A 20,719-nucleotide genomic window follows, 5' to 3' on the forward strand; every position below is an offset into this window, starting at 1 on the left:
GCCTATTATTTTTCTGCTAATTTTTCTTTTATTCTAGTTTCTATCTCTTCTAATAGTTCAGGATTGTCTTTTAATAATTGTTTTACAGCATCTCGTCCTTGCCCTAACTTAGTATCTTGATAACTAAACCATGAACCTGATTTACCAACTATTCCCATATCCACACCTAAATCTAGAACTTCTCCCACTTTTGAAATACCTTCTCCATACATAATATCAAATTCTGTTTGGCGAAAAGGCGGAGCGACTTTATTTTTAACTACTTTAACTTTTACACGACTCCCTATGGCATTTTCTCCATCTTTAATAGGTGAACCTGATTTTCGTATATCTATTCTTACTGAAGCATAGAATTTTAATGCGTTTCCTCCTGTTGTTGTTTCAGGATTTCCAAACATTACTCCTATTTTCTCTCGTAATTGATTAATAAATATTACCGTACATTTAGCTTTATTAATAGTTGCAGTAAGCTTCCTTAGTGCCTGAGACATTAAACGGGCATGTAATCCCATTTTAGAATCCCCCATTTCGCCTTCTATTTCCGCTCTGGGAGTTAGCGCTGCTACAGAATCTATTACTACAATATCAATAGCTCCGGACCGAATCAGATTATCAGCTATTTCCAACGCTTGTTCTCCATCATCTGGTTGAGAAATAATTAATTCATCTAAATTTATACCTAAATGTTGTGCATATGTAGGATCAAAAGCATGTTCTGCATCTATAAAAGCGGCTACTCCTCCTTTTTTTTGAGCCTCAGCTATAGCATGCAACGTTAATGTTGTTTTTCCTGAAGATTCCGGACCGAATATTTCAATTACTCTCCCTCTGGGATACCCTCCTACGCCTAAGGCTAAATCTAATCCAAATGAACCAGTAGGAATTACATCTATCTCTTCTACAGGTTTATCCCCCATTCGCATTACTGCTCCTTTTCCATAGGTTTTATCTAATTTGTCTAATATTAAATTTAATGCTTTCTTTTTTGCGTCTGAGTTATTTGCTTCTTTTTCTGCCATGTTTATTTTTCTTTTATATAAATTTCTATCCTTCCAGAAGGATCGTATTTTTCAAAATCATAAGTATAAGCTCTATGTAATTTCCCATCTTCTTCTAATTTCCATATTTTATGCCAAGTTAAAAAAACACTTTCTTTATCAGTCTTTTCTTCGTTAAATATTTTATAATTTTCCAAAGATAACTCTATTCCTTTCTTATTGTCTTCTATCATTATGCTTACTGTATAGTCTCCTTGGTAGTTTGACTCATATTTATGATATACTCCGTAAATATTTCCTTTATAATTTAATTTTTGAATATCTTGCATAGAGTCATTCCAAAGAGTTTGAATTTTATTAATGATTTCTGAATCATTAAAATTATTTGTTCTAACTTCTCTTATAACCGATAATTTCATTCGTTTTTTTCTAGTATTTGTTCTGCATGGTTTTTGGTCTTTACTTTAGTATAAATTTGGGAAACAATACCTTTTTGATCAATTAAATAAGTGTATCTTAAAATTCCCTCATATTCTTTTCCCATAAATTTCTTTTTTCCCCAAGCTCCGAAAGTTTCTATTATTTTTTTATCTACATCTGCTATAAGTGGAAAAGGAAATGAGTATTTATCATGAAATACTTTTTGTTTTTCTACAGGATCTTTACTTATTCCTATAATTTGATAACCTTCTTTTTGTAATGCATCATAATTATCACGCAAACTACATCCTTCGGCAGAACAACCTGGGGTATTAGCTTTAGGATAAAAATAAATTATAAGTTTCTTTCCTTTATAATCTGTAAATTTTATAGTTTTGCCATCTTGATCTACCCCTTGAAAATCAGGTACTTTATCACCTACTTTTAGCATATTATTTTTTTAAAAAATATTAAACATGTAAAGATATTTATAAAAAATATAAGATTCAATTTTAATGGAATTATTTTCGAGGATTCTTTGATTTAAAATTCTATAAATTACTAGAAATTTAATTCAATAAAATAACTTTTAAATGTTATCTAATTTTTCACACCATTTTTAGTTTTTTATTTTTATTCGATTAATTTTAAAGTTATTTATTAATATCTAAATGTTAAGCCTGCTCCCCATTTTATTTTACTATCATAAAAGCCTGAGATGGAAGTAGTTTTTGTAAGTATATATTTTGCTCTTGTTGTAAAATCTAAATGATTGTTTATAAGTAAATCCATTCTTATTCGTGGAGCAATTACCATACCTTCTTTCTCAAGTTTCATTGTTACTTCTCCATCATGTGATACTCTTGCATCTAAAAAAACTCTCATGGGTAGTAGGTAACGAAAACCTGCAGTAAATAAATTCCGAGTATCATCTGTATACTTTTGACCAAAAATATTTTTGTCCTTTTTGCCTCTATTGTAAGAAAAATTATATCCAATATAGGGAAAAAACCATTGCATTTTCCCTATATATCTTCCAAATCTTGCTTCCACGTCATATCCCGGATCTGATTTATATGCTAATTCCCATTCTGCCTGTGTGCCCCATCGTTTGTTTTCTAACCTAGCTTTTCCTATATTTCCTTGGTTACTAACTTCATTCTGAATCATAAATCTTTTCATTTTATCCATCATGGTAAACATTTTCCAATCCATTTTGGGATCATGTAATTGTGGATTTTTCGGAGAGTTTACATAACTAAAAACTCTACCCATCCCACTCATCATATGATATAAAATATGACAATGGAAAAACCAGTCTCCGGATTCACTGGCTTCAAATTCTATTGTATCTGTTTCCATTGGCATAATATCTATTGTATGTTTTAGAGGAGAGTATTCTCCCTGACCATTTAGAATTCTAAAAAAATGACCATGAAGATGCATCGGATGTCTCATCATTGTGTTATTGTACAGGGTAATTTTTATTTTTTCTCCTTTTTTGATCAAAATCTTATCTGATTCTGAGACTGTTTTATTGTTAATAGCCCATAAATACCGATTCATATTTCCTGTCAATTCAAATTTTAATTCTTTTACCGGACCTTCTGGCAATATTGTAGGTACAACAGATTTTAAGTTAGTATAATTTAATGTTACAGGGGTAGAAGAAAGTGTTGTGTTTGATATATGATGCATACTTTGTTCCATTGATCCCATATTTGCCATATGAGATTCAACGTTTTCTGAATCATGATTTGACCTATGTATGGTGTTTTGATCCTTCGTATTTTTTTCTTCATTCATTTTCCCATTGTTTTGATTTCGCTTAGGTTCCGGAGATATTTCTGGGTACATTACTGCATTCATATCCATTTTTTGCAGACTCATATCCATATGAGATTTTTCTAAATTCCCATTCATTTTCATCATTCCATTCATCATTTTCATTCCTTCAAAATATTTTAAAGGCTTTAAAGATTCTGCATAATGCTTTTCTCCATTTCCTAACCATAAAGATGTACTCCGTGTTCGGTCTTCAGTGGTAGCCAATAACTGGTATGATTTATTATCGGGTATTGTAACTATTACATCATAAGTTTCCCCTATTCCTATAATTAATCTATCTACACTGACCGGTTGTACTTCTTTACCATCTGTTGCTACTACACTCATTTTTCCTCCGGCATAATTTATCCAAAAGTAAGAAGATGAACCACCATTTATTAATCTTAATTTAATTTTATCACCTGGATATAAGGGTAATAAACACTGGTCTTCTTTTTTTCCGTTAATTGTTACTATATCATAATAAATATCACTAACATCCATAGCTTCCATCCGTTTCCATTCATTTTTAAGTTTTGTTCCTAAATATCCTTGTTTTAATGCATCCCAGTAACTTTGAGTGGCTCCTTTCTGAATTTTATTTTTTTGAATGAAAAACCAATCCTCTCCAAAATATAATCTTCTCATTACATCTTTAGAGTTTGCATTAGTCCAATCTCCTAATAATACTGTATATTCAGGTAAAAGCTGTTTTTCGTTTCTTTTATGTATTATAAAAGACCCATACATTCCATCTTGTTCTTGGAATCCCGTGTGCGAATGATACCAATAGGTTCCGTTTTGTATTATAGGAAATTTATAAACAACAGTTTCTCCTGCTTTTATAGGGGCTGAATTTATATAATCTACTCCATCATACTGACTGGGAAGAATAATTCCATGCCAATGTAAGGATGTTGTTTTTTTCTTTAGTTTATTGTGTATGTAAATGAGTGCGGTATCTCCTTCTGTAAATGTAAGAGTAGGCATGGGTATTTTCCCGTTTACAGAAAAAGCTTTTTTTGTTTTTCCTGTATAATTAACTATTGTATCTTTGATAATAAGATCATATCTTATGGTTTTTTGGGCTTTTACTATTAGATTGAAAAACACAAATAGTAATAAGAATAATTTTATTTTCATATGGTTAATGATTTTGCATCTTATATGCTTTGTGATAATTTCAACACAAGGTAGTGATTTTTATTAAATACGCATAAAAACAACTTTAGTTTATATTAAAATATTTAACAAACATTTCATTTATAAAAAAAATAGAAGTTTTTTTTTGAGGGAGCTACTAATCGTATTTGTGCAAAAGCTTAAATTTACAAATTTTAAACAAGTATCTATATTTTGTGATGATGTTATTATTCTTCATCACATATTTTATATTTTGTTTTAAAATAATTATAATTTATAGACTTATAGTTTTTAAAGCTTAAATTTATTTATATTAGATGAAATTATTTATGGGTAATTGTTTATTTAATATATTAGATATATCGATATAAACCCAATGCTTATAATTTTTTACACAAAAAATCCTATTACAATAAAAATTCATCGTAGGTTTTTAAAATTTTATGTCCTTTATTTCTAAAATAGTTTTCTGCTCCGTAAATTTTTTCTGCCATTATAAAATCTCCCCCCCAAGCACCTAAACTTTTTATAAAACCTGAATAGTCTGAAAATAATTTCTTTTTTATCGTAGGAATCTGAATATGTTTTGAAATTAAATCCTCATGCTCTTGTATTAATTCTGAAAATTGTTTAAAACTACAATTGGGTTCTATAATTTTTTGTGTTATATAAGATACTTTTTCAATTAGCTCTTCTGATTTTTGCTTATTTTTGTAGTGATTAATTCCTTCTCTTGAATCCTGTTTTTTATTTAAATAAATAAATAATAAATTGTCTGTAATTTGGGATGGAAGAAATACTTCTTTCACTATAGGTTTCTTATTTTGTAACTGATAGGTTATAGGTGAATGTGCTTCGGCACAAGCTAGATCATATCCACTTCCGCCAAATGTTTTTTCTAACAATAAATAGGGGTTTATTTTTAGCCATTTAGCTATATTATTTATTAGTGTTGAACTAGATCCTAATCCCCATTTTTGTGGAAATTCTAAATGGGTTTCACATTCATACCCAAAGTTAGGTTGATTTATAATGATAGAATCTAGTTTTTTTGCTTGTATAAATATATTTAAAAGAGTTTTTGCTATTTTAGCATCATTAGCTTCTATAATTTTTTGTTTTGATATATCTAAAACTGTCTTACTCCATAATTCACCATTATATTTATAAGCGAGCCATGAAATAATATTTTTTTTTTCTTCTGTTGGATAAACCGTTAAAGATTGCCCTATTTTCGTAGGAACCGCCAAGGCTAAAGCTCCGTCTAAAACCGTATATTCTCCTGTAAATAGGAGCTTCCCCTTACTTTTATATTTATGTAATGAATCCACTTTATAGGTTTAATGTGTTTTTCAAATGTATTAATTTTCTCTATTGAAAAATTCCTTCCTTTATTTAAAATGCTTTTCAGCTTCTTTAATAGATTCCGGTTTTCCTACATCTAATATATAAGATTGATGTTTATATCCTAAAATTTTCTGTGTTCTCATTAAATCTAAATATGTATCAATTAGAGAGAATTTACCTTCCTGAGTTATTAATGAAAATATTTCAGGTTGTAAAACTTGAATTCCACTAAATGCCAAAGGAATAGATTTTTCTTCTTCTTTTGAATTAATAAATATTTTTTGTTGTGTCTGTAAATTTTTCCAGCCTACTAATTTTTTATCTTCATTAAAGTATAATTTTCTAGAAGATTGTCTATCAGAAACTGCTAAAGTAACTAGAGATTGGTTTTCATGATGATCTTTAATAAGAGCATGTAAGTCCATATTAGTAAGTATGTCAACATTCATAACTAAAAAAGACTGTCTGTCAAAAAATTTTTGCGCATATACTAATCCTCCGCCTGTTTCTAACAGTTTTTCTTTCTCATGTGAAATATTAATGATACAATTGAAATAATTATGTTTTTGAAGATAATCTAAAATTTGATCTGCAAAATGATGAATATTGATTACTATTTCACAAATACCAAAAGATTTTAAATAATTGATATTTCTTTCTAAAAGAGTCTTCCCATTTATTTCCACTAATGCTTTGGGATGTTTTTCTGTAAAAGGTTTTAACCGCGTTCCTAAGCCGGCAGCAAAAAGCATAGCTTTCATTTTTTTATTTTATGTATTGACTTAAAGCTTTATCTAAAATTGCAGGAAGACTTACATGTCCCTTAACTAAGGTTACAACTTCTGCTCTTGCTTCAGAACATATTTTATTATCAGATAGACGTATTATTTTCTGATTAAAAAAATAGCGGATTCCTTCTTTTTCTATTGAATCTATGGTGCATGCTAAAAGATCTCCCCCTTTTAATGAATTGCTGTATTTCACAAAAATACTCACTAAAACTAGGTCTATACCTTGGGTATGCAATTCATAAAAATTTAAACCATTATATTCCAAAAATTCATGTCTACATACTTCATAATAATGTTGATAATTTGCATTGTTTACAATTCCTTGTGCATCACATTCATAATCACGCACTTTTAAGTTAAAATTGAAGATTGAATGTTCCATAACCGTTTATATTTTCATATATAATGTAAATTTTGTTAGGTGAAAATGTACCATAGTATTCCGACATTTAAGCGGAAATCTATATAGGGATTACCCGGAGTACTGTAAAAATCATAACCGGTAAAGCTGGAGTTGAAATGTTGCCCTTCTAAAATAATCAGCATTCTTTTTACTTTAAAGTGTAAAAAGATATCCAAAATTGGATATTCTCCTATTTTACGTCCATTTTCTGATTGTAATTTGAATTCATTGGTGACCGGAAAAAATTCTCTTGATTTAAATTTAGTGAAATAATAAGCATTTAAACCTAACTGTATTTCTGAGTTCTTTTTTAATATTTGTGATTGATAATATAATGTAGCTCTTCCCACAAATTCAGGAAGTGGTAAGTATTCTTCATTACTTGTTACCTTTTGATACATTAAAGATGTTTCTAAATGAAACTTTTTATATTCAAAAGAATTTTGTAATCCTAATTGAACTAAATTAACAGAAGAACTCAATTGTTGAGGCTTATAATCCGAATCTACATATACGTAATTATCTATATTATAGAATTGTGCAGAAATTCTAGAATTAAAAGGTTTTAAATGTATTTTACCACCTACTTGTACAGTTCGTTCATTTTCAAAATTATCATTAAAGTAATTAAATTTTTTATAAAAACTTTGGTTATATAACTGATTTAAAGAAGGTATTTGCGATTTGATTCCTAAATTTACCTCAAGAAAATAATTTTTTAAAGGTTGTAGAGTTAAATAATTATTTAGAAAATATGAATTCCCAAATTTATCTCCTGTTAACGCTTCTGCTTCTGTATTTAATTTAACATCTTCCTTCCAATTGAATGATAATTTCCCTGCTATTCCTAATCTATTATCAATAATAGTTCTGGGAAATGTAATACTGGGATCTATCATTCTGTCAAAACTAAATTCTAAATGTTCATATTTCAATCCGGCTTCTACATGCAATTTTTCAGTCCAGTCAACTACTGCTGATGAAGTATTAGAAATTTTTCTAAGTTTTTTAGTATTATTATGTGAATCTAATGTACTTCCAAACATATTTACAGAAGTATCAAAATATTGATTTAAGAATTCTTTTTCTTCATATTTATAATGTGCCGATTCTGCGCTAAATATATTTTTAACAGATATAGGATACTTATTATTCAAAGATTTAAAAATACCCAATTGTTGCCCAAAATAGAATCTTCTTTTTTCATACTCTGATTTAGCACCTGTTAAATTCACTTCCATATTATTCCGGTTTTTAAATCTAGAATCTCCATCTTCAAAATTATTCGGATATTTTATTCCACCATTCTCTTCATTATTTACATGCGTAACTAAATAATGTGTCCAATAATTATATCTTTGATTTTTGGTATGATAGTTAGAGGTTATTAATAAAGTATTATTTTCTGCTAATTGCTCCATATATTTTCCTGAAGACCTTAATCCTTTATATTGAATGGAATAGTTAAATTGTGAATTTATATTATGGGTAAATAAACTTGAAAGAGAATGACCTTGTTTGTATCCGTTATTATATTGAAATTCTGTCATGGGTGTTTGAACATCAAAATATCTTATATTTTTTTCATCCATTAAATTAAAGGATTTACCTTGAGGTAACAGATCTATGGATGAACTTATATTAGTAGTATACAATAACGGATTGAAAGCTTGACCTATATTAGAAAAAGGCATAAGTCCGAAACTGTCTTCATGATTATACATTTTATTTTTATAATATTTATCAAGGGTCAAAACTGTATCAAAAATTGCCTTAGCCTTATCTTCAGTCCAATATTTATAAGATTGTATGGTAGGATTATAATACTTTACAGAGTCATTTTCTGTTCCCGATTTTATATTGAATAATGAGTTTTCTTCTTCTTTCTTAATATCTTGAGAAAAAGAAAAAATATAAAAAAGAGAAGCCAACACTAAAAACTTTGTTTTAATCATTTATGCAAACAATATGCAAATATATAAATAAAATGCCGGCAGAAAAGCCGGCATTTTAATTCAATATGTTAAATTATTATGGATATTGTTAATTTTTATAATATTATAATTTTTTGTGTATGTGATTTTGAACCGGTTTTTGATTTAAAAAAATACACTCCTGCAGATAAATTAGAAACTTTAATTGTATTTTCTCCTTCTAACAATTCTCCTGATTGAATGAATTTCCCGGTAACATCATAAATCTCATATTTTCCTGCCGATTTTATAAAAATGTTTAAAATATCTTTAGCAGGATTGGGATATAATTGATTAGCTTCTAATTTAAGAGGAGCCTTGGGATTTAAATTTAATCCTGAACTTGTTATAATTAAAGAATACTCTTGATTCCCAATAATTTGGTTTCCAGAAGCATCAATTTCTTGTAAATTTCCTTTATGTGAAACTGTAATTGTATATATTCCTTTCTTAGGGTTAGGAATGTCAATCCTTTCAAAATTATCCACTATATTATCTCCTTGTGTAGCAGATAGCCATGGTTTTTTACCATCTAATTTCCAAGGGTAATATATTTTGCCTGAGGAATCTGTTACCCTTACATCTAAATCATTAACTAAATACACTATATCAGGATCAGTTTCATCAAAATTATAATTTTTTGCCGGTAGATCTGTCCATGAAATTGAAACTATCAATGGTTTTTTATCATCTTCTATGCTAATTATTTTAGTATAAGTTTTATTATTTTCCAAAATATTTTCTTCTACTAATGAAGTTTTTTTATTATTGGTAATTGCTTCAGCTGAAGCTTTAACATTAGCCAAACCCCATCCAAAAGAATAATCCGGACCATCAAATGCTCCAGCCTCTAGAGCTGTATGTTGTAATAATCCTCTGACGGTTGCTGATCGCATATACACAGCATTCAGATTTTTGTAATGCTGCTGCAATAGTAATACAGCACCAGTAATCGCCGGTGTAGCCATTGATGTACCTGGTAATTCTATATAACTTTTATTATCGGGATTATCGTAAGTGGAATATACATTTACTCCTTTTGCTGAAATATTAGGTTTTATACGTCCGTCATCTGTCGGTCCTGGACTACTGAAGGTAGACATTTTAACATCTGAAGGTTTTGTATAGTTTAATAATTCTTCTACAGCAGCTACTGTTAGCACATTTTTAGAAACGCCTGTAGTTGTTATTAATTCATATCCTTTTTTATGTGGATTAATATACCATGCATTTGCCCTATCATTTCCTGCCGCTTGCACTATTTGATAATTTTTATTGGCATAGGTTATTAAATCTGCCTGATAAGCTGATTTCATATAAGAGCCAAAATACAAAGTTGGCAGCACAAATTTATTATTATCAATAGATGCTTGCCCATAAGAATGATTAGATACTAAATATCCATTTGCTGCAAAATTTGACATTTCATCAAAATCGTTATTCCAATCATATGAAATAATGGAAGATTCGGGGGCTATTCCTTTGGCTTTTGGATCTATACCTTTTGCAGCTATTGTTCCTGCTACATGTGTAGAATGCGAGTTTACTTTTTGAACCCCATCTCCTACCGTTATCTTTCCTCCTGCAAATTCTACATGAGTAGGCAAGACTAATCCTGCATCCCACACCCCTGCAACCATTTTTTCTCCATTTATTTCTAATCCTAATTCTCCTCCTGTATATAGGCTAGATGCTTGTATGGTTTTAGAAGATCCTTCGTTTAGTGTCTTATAATAAATCGGAGTTCCGAAGGGAGAAATATCTACTATTTCATAGATTACATCATCTTTTTCATAACGTTTTAAAATTTCTGGATTTTTATTTAAAAAGTTATCAATTTTTTGCTTTTTATCTACGCTAAAAGCTTGGATTTGCTTTTGCATAAAGGATATTGTTTCTTCATTATTAGATCTTATAATTGCTTGTCGATCTTCAAGAGATTGTGAAAACATCCAACAAGCAAAATAAAAAAACAAAATAGAAAATAATTTTTTTTTCATTTTATTATTACTTAATTACACAAAATTATAAAAAAATAAAATGGACACCATAGATTTGTTAATAATAATCTAAATAAAAAGCCCCCTGAATAGGGGGCTTTTTTTATAAATATAATTTTTTATTTTTTATATTTATATTCAGGATATTGTTCCATTTTAGGATTGTTTATGATCTCCCATTGAGGCATAGGTAAAACAAATTTTTTATCTGTAGGTAAAACTGTACAGGCAGAACAATTTGTAACTTTATTAATTGGTAACATATTTCTTTTTAAATCAAAAAACCTATATCCTTCTGCAGCAAATTCTAATCTCCTTTCTTTTAAAATATCATTTAGCAATTGTGTTCCTGTACTTGAATAGGTATATATACCTCTGGTAGCTACAAAAGCATTTAATTCTGCTAATGCCTGAGATTCATTGCCCAAATGGTATAGAGCCTCAATTTTATTTAATTTAGCCTCTGTCATACGAAATATTTTTATACTCTGAGAATATTCATTTGCAATAGTATACTTCTTTGTGAAATATCCTTTTATAATATTGTTTCCAATATTTTTACTATCATATACATACATAGTCTTTCTTATATCTGATGCATCATATATATCGTACAAACTTTGTCTAAACTCGTTTTGTTTATATGCTCCATCTATTGCATATACTCCAGCTATATGATTAATTTGAGGTGAATTGTTTTGAGAATATCCAAGTTCAAAAACTGTTTCTGGAGCATTATTTGTATAAAAATAAGTAGGATAATCTGCTTTATTAACAAACTGAAACAAGCTCCCCGACATATTTTCAACTTCAACAGCATAATTATATGCTTTTTGCCATTTTTGTTGGAATAAATATGACCTTGATAATAAAAGCTTTACAGCTGTAGGTCCTAAAAATTGTTTACTAGAAGGTTCATTTTGAAAAAGGCTTAATGCTTGTAACGAGTTTCTCTCTATTTCATCATAAACTTCAGCTATTGTTGATCTTGGATACTTTAAATTTGGATCATAGTTAGTAGAATAGATAGGAACTCCATAATCTTGATATAATCCGGAAGCTATACTTGGAGAGTATAAATTTACTGCATAAAATAATACTAAAGCTTTTGCTGCATACGCCTCAGCTTTCATCTGTTTTACATTTGAAGTTTCAGGCAATGTAGTATTTATAACTACATTAGCTTGATTATAAGCATCGTATAAATAATCAATTGGATAAATATCATTAGAAGATTCTGAATAATCCATAATATTTAAAGTTGTAAACCTATTTGAATTTTTAACACTTACAAAAGAATCATCAGAAAGCAAATCTCCTGCAACAATTACATCACGACCAAATACCTCATCATTAGCTAATTTATAATAAATTCCATTTTTTACACTCTCTAATGTGGATTCATTTTTATTAGCACTATTAATACCTACCCTATCAGTAGGATTTATATCTAACCTATCATCTCCACATCCAATAATAGCAAAAAGGAAAGATAAATTAATTAAAATTTTATTAATTATTTTCATAAATTTAAATTTAAAAATTAACAGTAATCCCAAAAGAATATGTTCTTAATAAAGGAGAAGAAAAATCATACATTCCTCTACGATAAAAATCTGGGTATCCTGCTCTAACAGTAGAAGAAGCTGCAACAGTTTCCGGATCAGACTTTAGCTTACTATCAAATGCCCAAGTAATTAAATTGGTTCCTCTCACATAAATAGTTACGGCATCTATTCCTATATCCCCTAATGTTTCTTTACCAAAGGTATAGGAAAATTTAACATCTTTTAAACGAATATGATCTCCTTTTCTTAAAAAACGTGTTGACATTAATCTAGAGTTTGTATCATTTCCCTCTATCTGAATTGGATTATCAGCATTTGGATTATTAGGAGTCCAACTATTATAAAGTAAATCACGATCTTGATTTACTGAACCTAAAGAATATCCATCACTCATCCATAAATCCGTTAATACATCATATACTTTATAATCGAATGATCCAGAAAACATAAATGAAAGGCTAAATCCTTTATAAGAAAATTCGTTTGTTAATGTAGCTTGCCAGATTGGTACATTAGTATGTCCTTGATAATATCTTTTAGCTTCATTTCTATTTTCTGTTATTGCTGATTTAGTTTCATCTGTATACCATCGACCGGCTCCTGTCTCAGGATTTACACCAGCCCATCCATATAAATAATACTCTCCCGCTTGTTTACCAACATCTAATCTTTTACCATAAGCATCTAAATTAGCTCCTTCTGCTATTTTTAATACTTTAGATTTATTCGTTGAAGCTAAAGCTGTTACGCTCCAATAAAAATCTTCTGTTTTTATAGGTACTCCAGTTAATGTTATTTCTAAACCTCTATTTCTTATGGATCCAACGTTTGCATAATATGAGTTTGGACCTCCTGTTGTATATGGTATAGTTTGTAAGGCTATTAAATCTTCTGTTTTTTTATTGTAATAATCTATTGTACCTTTTAACCTCTTATTAAGAAACCCAAAATCAACTCCAACATTTAACTGTTTAGCTTGCTCCCATTTTAAATCTTTATTCCCAGCAGAATTTATATATAAAGCAGGTGCATTATCGTCATTATATGTAGCTCCAAGTAAAGTAGGTCTATATCTTTGGGTTAAGCCCCAAGCAGCAGTCACAGCATTTCCTGAAATTCCATAATTAGCTCTTAATTTTAAATCATTTATAACTTTACTATCCACCAGAAAAGATTCATTAGAAAGTGTCCACATCAACCCTGCATTCCAAAAATTCCCCCATTTTTTATCTTCTCCAAAAGTAGAATTCCCATCTCTTCTAAAATTGGCAGTTACTGTATATTTTCTATCAAAGGAATATGCTAAACGTCCTATATAAGAAATTTGCGTCCATGTTTCTTTACTACCATCAATAGCTAATGGGTTACTTGCCCAAGATAACTCAGGTTGAGAATAATTTGGGAACCCACTTCCTGCTTCATATTCATTTCTTCTGGAATGTTCTTGATAATCCATCCCTACATCTATTGTTAAATTATGTTTTTCTGCAAATCTTTTTTGATATTGTACAAAATTATTCCAAACATAATCAAAAATTCTCACATTGCTTGTCTGTAATACTCCGTTACGAGATTTACCATTTCCAGTATACTGATTCCACCATGATTTTTCATTTAACATTTGATATTGTGTTGAAAAATTAGAGGTAAATTTAAAATCTTTAATGAAATTATAATCCATCCCTACAGCACCTAAAAAGGTAGTCATATCTCCTTTTAAAAAGTCGGACTGCAATAGTTCTACAGCATTAAAACCATTTAATTGTTCTGTATTATATGATCCATCAGGGTTGGTTACGCTGTAAAAAGGCAAATTTGCAAAACCTGCTCGCCAAGGATTAGAATAAGATGTTCCGCCAGAATATGTTTTTGTTTTTACATTTGAAACGCTACCATTAAAATTAAAACTTAATTTTTCTGTAGCTTTATGATTTAATCCTATATTTACAGAAGTTCTGTCAAAATTAGTAAATTTAACTAAGGGATCATTTTTATAATAAGATGCCCCAATATTGAAAGAAGTATTTGCACCTCCTCCTACGGCATTAAATGAATATTGAGTTACTGTAGAACTATTTCTTTGAATTTCTTTATCCCATTTTGTGTTTGTTATACCATCCCAACCTATGCCACTGGGGTCTGTTACAATATCTCTATATTGTGCTTCATATTTTGCTAAATTTGCATCAGAATAGGCATCTAACGCACCATTTCTATAATCTTTTCCTGCGATAGCTAACCCTCCCCATTTAATATATTCTTCTGAAGACATCCAATGATGCTTATTGAAAGCTTCGTCTTGATATCCAATTTCTGTTGTAAAACTAAATTTTGTTTTTTGATTAAATTTTCCTGATTTTGTTTTTATCAAAATTACTCCATTTGCTCCCTGAGCACCATACAAAGATGTTCCTGAAACATCTTTTAATACAGTTACACTTTCAATAGAATTAGGATCAATACTTGATAATGGATTAAAAGATGTATATCCTCCTAAAAGATCTGAAGCATCTACTCCTCTCCCTACGGGAACTCCATCTATTACGTATAATGGATTAGACGATCCTGAAAAAGAGTTTATACCTCTTATAATTGTACTACTTTCAGCACCTGGTTGTCCTCCATTACCTGCAAAATTTAACCCTGCAACTTTACCATTTAGGGCTTCATTTACCGTCGCCATAGGTGTTGAGGCTAAATCATCACTTTTGACACTTGCAATTGACCCAATTTGTTCATTAGGATTCATTTGAATTGATCCAATAATTGTAACCGCATCAATTTCTGTTTCTTTTTTAGAAACTAAAGGTGCTGAAAACTTAAATACCAAATCATCTGTAGCTTTAACCTCTTGTTTTTGATCATCTAAATTTGTTATTACTAATACATCTCCAACTTTTGCAGTAGATAATTCAAATTCACCGTCATCATTGGTTCGTGTAAAAGTTCCTGTTCCTTTAATTTCTACTTTAGAACCTATTGACGGAAGCCCGTCAGATTCTTGCACTTTTCCCTTAATTTGAGCAAAGGCCAATTGGCCTGTTAAGGATAGGGCAAGCACACTTAAAATTTTAAGTTCTTTCCTCATACAATAATTTATACTTAGTTAATTGGCAAAGCTCTAACATTTTTTTAAGAAAAACAAAAAAATAACAATATTTTCCGATAATTTGTAAAATTAACATAATAAGTGTTATAATAATTATATAATTATATTAAAAAATCAAAACAAGAGCTGTTTTTTTATTATTTAATTATAAAATAAAAGCTGTTTATCTATGGATAAACAGCTTTTATTTACTATTTTAAATATTATTTTTTAGATTTTTAACTTTTTCTTCACTTCTACTTCTTCAAAAGCTTCTAATAAATCCCCTATTTGTATATCATTAAAGTTTTTAATATTCAGACCACATTCATATCCTTTAGTTACTTCCTTAACATCATCTTTAAATCTTTTTAAGCTTTCTAATTCTCCTGTATATACTACGATTCCTTCTCTAATAATTCTAATTTTAGAGTTTCGTGTTATTTTACCATCTAAAACCATACATCCGGCAATAGTTCCAACTTTAGAAATTTTAAATGTTTCTCTGATTTCAACATTTCCTATAATTTGTTCTTTAATTTCTGGAGAAAGCATGCCTTCCATTGCTTCTTTGACTTCATTTATTGCATCATAAATTATAGAATAGGTTCTAATTTCTATTTCTTCTTTTTCTGCTAAATCTTTAGCACTTAAATTAGGTCGTACATTAAACCCTATCAATACAGCATCTGAAGCTACTGCTAATAAAACATCTGATTCAGTAATTTGTCCAACTCCCCTATGAATTATATTGATTTGAATCTGATCATTAGATAATTTTTGTAATGAATCTGTTAAGGCTTCTACTGATCCATCAACATCTCCTTTTATAATGATATTCAATTCTTTAAAATCACCTAAGGCAATACGTCTTCCTATTTCATCTAATGTGATGTGTTTTTGTGTTCTGATAGATTGCTCTCGCATAAGCTGCTCTCTTTTATTAGCTATCTGCTTAGCTTCTCTTTCGTCTTCAAACACCCTAAACTTATCTCCGGCTGTAGGTGCTCCGTCTAAACCTAATATAGTTACCGGAACTGATGGTCCCGCTTCTTTCATAGGTTTTCCTCTTTCATCTAACATGGCACGTACTTTTCCATGATTTTTTCCTGCCAACACATAATCACCTACACGTAAGGTTCCATTTTGCACCAAAATGGTTGATACATATCCTCTACCTTTATCTAAGGTTGCTTCAATTACTACTCCACTAGCAGATCTATCCGGATTAGCTTTTAAATCTAATAATTCGGCTTCTAATAATACTTTTTCGAGTAACACATCTACGTTATTACCAAATTTTGCAGATATTTCCTGTGATTGAATATTTCCTCCCCAATCTTCTACCAATAAATTCATTTGAGATAATTCTTCTTTAATTTTATCTGGGTTAGATGTGGGTTTATCTATTTTATTAATTGCAAAAATCATTGGAACTCCCGCAGCTTGCGCATGGCTGATTGCTTCTTTCGTCTGAGGCATTACATTGTCATCTGCAGCTACTACAATAATAGCTAAATCTGTTACTTGCGCCCCTCTAGCTCGCATCGCTGTAAAAGCCTCATGACCAGGGGTATCCAAAAATGTAATTCTTTGTCCATTTGCTAATTTAACGTTATAGGCTCCTATATGTTGGGTAATTCCTCCGGATTCTCCGGCAATTACATTTGTTTTTCTTATATAATCCAGTAAAGAGGTTTTTCCATGATCCACATGTCCCATTACGGTAACGATAGGTGCTCTTTGCACTAAATCTTCAGGATTATCTATTTCTTCATCTGCTGCGGATTCTTCTACTTCAGCATCGGTAAATTCTATCTTGTATCCAAATTCCTCTGCGACTAAAACTAATGTATCTGCATCTAAACGTTGATTCATAGTAACCATTACACCTAGGGAAAAACAAGCAGAAATAACCTCTGTTGGAGAAACATCCATCAAACTAGCTAATTCGTTTACTGTAATAAATTCTGTGGTTTTTATTACATTATCTTTTGCCAATTGTTGATATTGCTCTGCTTCTTGTTCTTTTCTCTGAATCCTTTTATCTCTTCTAAATTTAGAGCTTTTCGATTTACCTGTTTTAGAGGTTAATTTCTCTAACGTTTCTTTTATTTGATTTTTAACTTGTTCATCAGTTAGTTCAACCGGACGTGTATTCCTATTATTGTTTCCTCCTGATTTTTTATATCTATTTTGTCCTTGACCTGATTGTCCTCCAGATTTTTTTTCTCCATTTATTGTTTTAGCAACCTGGTTCACATCTACTTTGGAATCTTTTACAATTCTTTTTCTTTTTTTCTTTTCTGCATTATTTTCTTTACTGACTTTCTTTGGCCTTTGAAATTGAGTTAAATCAATTTTTTGACCAGTCATTTTAGGACCATCTAATTTTTGATATTGTGTTTCAATTTTTTCAGGTTCTGATGCATCTCCTCCATTTACAACGACTGCTTCCTTTTCTTGTTCGTTTATTTTTGAATTTTCCTCTACTTCTTCCTTCTTATTTTCAATTGTATCAGTTTTTTGTGGATCTTGAACATTCTTTTCTTTTATCTTCTTTGTTGGATGAGTGGGTTCATTGGATCTTTTTAATTCTTCGGGAGACATTTTACCAATAATTTTAACTCCTGAAAATTTCTTAGATTTGTCTTCTTCTACAATAGGCTCTTCTTTCTTTTCCTCTACTGGAACAATTGGCTCTTTTTTTGTTTCTGTTTTGGTTCTTTTTTGTGATTCCAGGTCAATTTTACCTAAAGTTTTAGGCTTAGAAATTTCTTTTGCTTTGGCTTTAATAACTTCTGTTTGAATCGGCTTTTCTTCCTTTTTCTTCTCAGGAATTTTATTAATGACCACATCTAAAGACGCCACCTTTTTTAGTTTATCTTCTGAAAATTCAGTTACTAATAATTCGTGTGCTTTTTGATCTAACTTCACGTTAGGGTTCTTCTCAATCTTAACATCCTGGGATATTAAATATTCCACGGCTCTGTCAAGAGAGATATTAAGGTCTTTTATTACTTTACTTAATCGAATACCCGACATACTATATTTTGTTGTTATTCTTATATTTATTTACAAATATGATAAAATTATTTGGTGTAATTCCTATTTATTCTTCAAATTCTTCTTTAAGAATACGAATTACATCTAAAATTGTTTCTTCTTCTAAATCTGTTAATTCTAATAAATCGTCTACATCTTTTTCTAATACAGACCTTGCTGTATCTAAACCAACTTTATTGAGTTCTTCTATAACCCATGAGTCAATTTCATCAGAAAATTCTGTTAGTTCAATATCTTCTTCTTCCGGTTCATCTCTGCGAACATCTATTTCATATTCTGTAAGCCAACTGGCTAATTTTATATTCTGACCACCTTTCCCTATTGCTTTTGAAACTTCTTCGGGTCTTAAATATACAACTGCATGTTTATTTTCTTCATCTATTTCTATAGAAGATATTTTTGCCGGGCTTAAAGCTCTTTGTATATAAAGTTGTTTATTATTTGTATAATTAATTACATCTATATTTTCATTCCTGAGCTCCCTAACTATAGAATGAATTCTTGACCCTTTCATTCCAACACAAGCTCCCACCGGATCTATTCTGTCATCATAAGACTCAACAGCTACTTTCGCTTTCTCTCCAGGAATACGTACTGTTTTTTTAATGGTAATTAAACCATCGTATACTTCAGGAATTTCAAACTCAAAAAGCTTTTCCAAAAACTTAGAAGACGTTCTGGATAATACAATCTGCGGCTTCCCTCCTTTCAACCCTACTTCTTCAACAACAGCCCTAATTGTTTCACCTTTTCTAAAAAAATCTGAAGGAATTTGATTTTCCTTAGGAAGAATCATATCATTTTGTTCTTCATCCATTAGGATTACTTGTTTGTGTCGAATATGATGAACTTCTCCGCTTACAATATCCCCCTCTATTGATTTGAATTTTTCATATAAATTTGAATTATCATATTCTGCTATTTTAGTATTTAAAACCTGTTTAAATGCTAAAATATTTCTTCTTCCTAATTCGTTTAATTCTATCTTTTGGGTATATTCTTCCCCTACTTCAAAGCTGGGATCAATTTTTCTAACTTCGCTTATTTCTATTTCTAACAAATCATCCTCAGACATTTCATCTTCAACTATTTTTCTGTTTAAATATATTTCCAAATCTCCTTTATCTGGATTAACAATTACATCAAAATGATCATCTGAACCATATCTTTTCCTTAATACAGTTTTCATCGACTCTTCAACTATAGCCATTAAAGTAATTCTATCTATATTTTTCTCGTCTTTAAAATCTGCAAATGACTCGATTAACTCTATACTGTCCATTGATTCGCTTATTTAAATTTTAATGATATTATTGCTTTCTTTATATTTTTATAAGAAATAAATTCTTCTAATTCTACGGTTTCTTTACCTTTCCCCTTTTCTTTGGGCCACCTTTCTTTCCATACTAAATAAATACCTTCTTCATCTACCCTATCTATAATACCTGTGAGTTCTTTATCTTCTATAGTAATAAGATTAATTTCCCTTCCTATATTTTTTTTATATTGCCTAGGAATTTGTAAAGGACTAGAAATCCCAGATGAATACACTGATAATTCAAAATCTTCTTCTTCTCTATCTAAATTATTCTCTATAGCTCTACTGCAATCTAAACAATCTTGAATAGAGACATTGCTGTCTCCGTCTATAATCACCTCTATTTTATTTGTAGGAGAAATTTTACAGGATATCAAAAATAAATCTGATCTTAATAATAAAAATTTTTCTAAAAATAAATTAACTTTTTCTTCTAACGTCATTTTATACTTTAATCTAAGAAACTGAATTTAAAACATTTATACTACAAATACCTTACAGAGCATAAATACAAAAAAAAGCCCTTGTAAATAGGCTTCACATTTTTAATTAGTCCCAAAAACTATGCAAATATAACACATTTTTTTCAATTATAAAAATATTAAGCCCTTAGAGTTAATTGATTATATAAATGTTTATTATATTTTGTAAATATTGTATTTGCTACCCTTATTCTAGTTATCTTTAATCTTTGTTTACTTTCTTTAAAAAGAAATCTTTTATGTATTAAAAATGAATAAAAAAATTAGAAGCTGACTCTCTATTTTAAAAATTCAT

Annotated in this window: 14 protein-coding genes; all 14 read right to left on the reverse strand. The window is 29.7% G+C overall.

Going from position 1 to position 20,719, the window contains the following annotated elements; genetic code table 11:
- Positions 1-5: 5 nt before the first annotated feature.
- Complete coding sequence (gene recA, locus C4S76_RS01440) at positions 6-1,019, reverse strand: recombinase RecA (RefSeq protein ID WP_105191972.1); 1,014 nt, start codon at positions 1,017-1,019, stop codon at positions 6-8.
- 2 nt (positions 1,020-1,021) lie between these two features.
- The gene (locus tag C4S76_RS01445) at positions 1,022-1,417 is read right to left on the reverse strand and encodes an effector binding domain-containing protein (protein WP_105191974.1); all 396 of its coding nucleotides are present in this window, start codon (positions 1,415-1,417) and stop codon (positions 1,022-1,024) included.
- Positions 1,414-1,869, reverse strand: a complete 456-nt coding sequence (bcp, locus tag C4S76_RS01450) for a thioredoxin-dependent thiol peroxidase (RefSeq protein WP_105191976.1) — start codon at positions 1,867-1,869, stop codon at positions 1,414-1,416. The genes C4S76_RS01445 and bcp overlap by 4 nt, the downstream gene beginning before the upstream one ends.
- A 209-nt stretch (positions 1,870-2,078) precedes the next feature.
- Complete coding sequence (locus C4S76_RS01455; RefSeq protein WP_105191978.1) at positions 2,079-4,388, reverse strand: multicopper oxidase domain-containing protein; 2,310 nt, start codon at positions 4,386-4,388, stop codon at positions 2,079-2,081.
- Positions 4,389-4,795: 407 nt separating this feature from the next.
- The gene (locus tag C4S76_RS01460; protein ID WP_105191980.1) at positions 4,796-5,719 is read right to left on the reverse strand and encodes a GYDIA family GHMP kinase; all 924 of its coding nucleotides are present in this window, start codon (positions 5,717-5,719) and stop codon (positions 4,796-4,798) included.
- 60 nt (positions 5,720-5,779) lie between these two features.
- Positions 5,780-6,496, reverse strand: coding sequence for a nucleotidyltransferase family protein (locus C4S76_RS01465; protein ID WP_105191982.1), 717 nt, complete (start codon positions 6,494-6,496; stop codon positions 5,780-5,782).
- Between the two features lie 4 nt (positions 6,497-6,500).
- Positions 6,501-6,908 (reverse strand): acyl-CoA thioesterase, encoded by a 408-nt coding sequence (locus C4S76_RS01470; RefSeq protein ID WP_105191984.1) that lies wholly within the window; start codon positions 6,906-6,908, stop codon positions 6,501-6,503.
- A 35-nt stretch (positions 6,909-6,943) separates the two neighbouring features.
- On the reverse strand, positions 6,944-8,884 hold the full coding sequence (locus C4S76_RS01475) for a putative porin (RefSeq protein ID WP_105191986.1): 1,941 nt from the start codon (positions 8,882-8,884) through the stop codon (positions 6,944-6,946).
- A 95-nt stretch (positions 8,885-8,979) separates the two neighbouring features.
- A complete protein-coding gene (locus C4S76_RS01480; protein WP_105191988.1) occupies positions 8,980-10,902 on the reverse strand; it encodes a S8 family serine peptidase in 1,923 nt (640 codons plus the stop codon).
- A gap of 119 nt (positions 10,903-11,021) precedes the next feature.
- Positions 11,022-12,428 (reverse strand): RagB/SusD family nutrient uptake outer membrane protein, encoded by a 1,407-nt coding sequence (locus tag C4S76_RS01485; RefSeq protein WP_146105657.1) that lies wholly within the window; start codon positions 12,426-12,428, stop codon positions 11,022-11,024.
- A gap of 10 nt (positions 12,429-12,438) precedes the next feature.
- On the reverse strand, positions 12,439-15,558 hold the full coding sequence (locus C4S76_RS01490) for a SusC/RagA family TonB-linked outer membrane protein (RefSeq protein WP_105191991.1): 3,120 nt from the start codon (positions 15,556-15,558) through the stop codon (positions 12,439-12,441).
- Between the two features lie 231 nt (positions 15,559-15,789).
- Entirely contained in the window at positions 15,790-18,603 is a 2,814-nt protein-coding gene (gene infB, locus C4S76_RS01495; RefSeq protein ID WP_105191993.1) for a translation initiation factor IF-2, read from the reverse strand.
- A gap of 67 nt (positions 18,604-18,670) precedes the next feature.
- Positions 18,671-19,906, reverse strand: a complete 1,236-nt coding sequence (nusA, locus tag C4S76_RS01500) for a transcription termination factor NusA (protein WP_105191995.1) — start codon at positions 19,904-19,906, stop codon at positions 18,671-18,673.
- A gap of 8 nt (positions 19,907-19,914) precedes the next feature.
- Positions 19,915-20,385 carry a ribosome assembly cofactor RimP gene (rimP, locus tag C4S76_RS01505; protein ID WP_105191997.1) on the reverse strand — a complete coding sequence of 157 codons (471 nt, stop codon included), beginning with the start codon at positions 20,383-20,385 and terminating at the stop codon, positions 19,915-19,917.
- Positions 20,386-20,719: the final 334 nt, after the last annotated feature.

Source organism: Apibacter adventoris (assembly GCF_002964965.1).
In the GTDB taxonomy this organism is placed as follows: domain Bacteria; phylum Bacteroidota; class Bacteroidia; order Flavobacteriales; family Weeksellaceae; genus Apibacter; species Apibacter adventoris.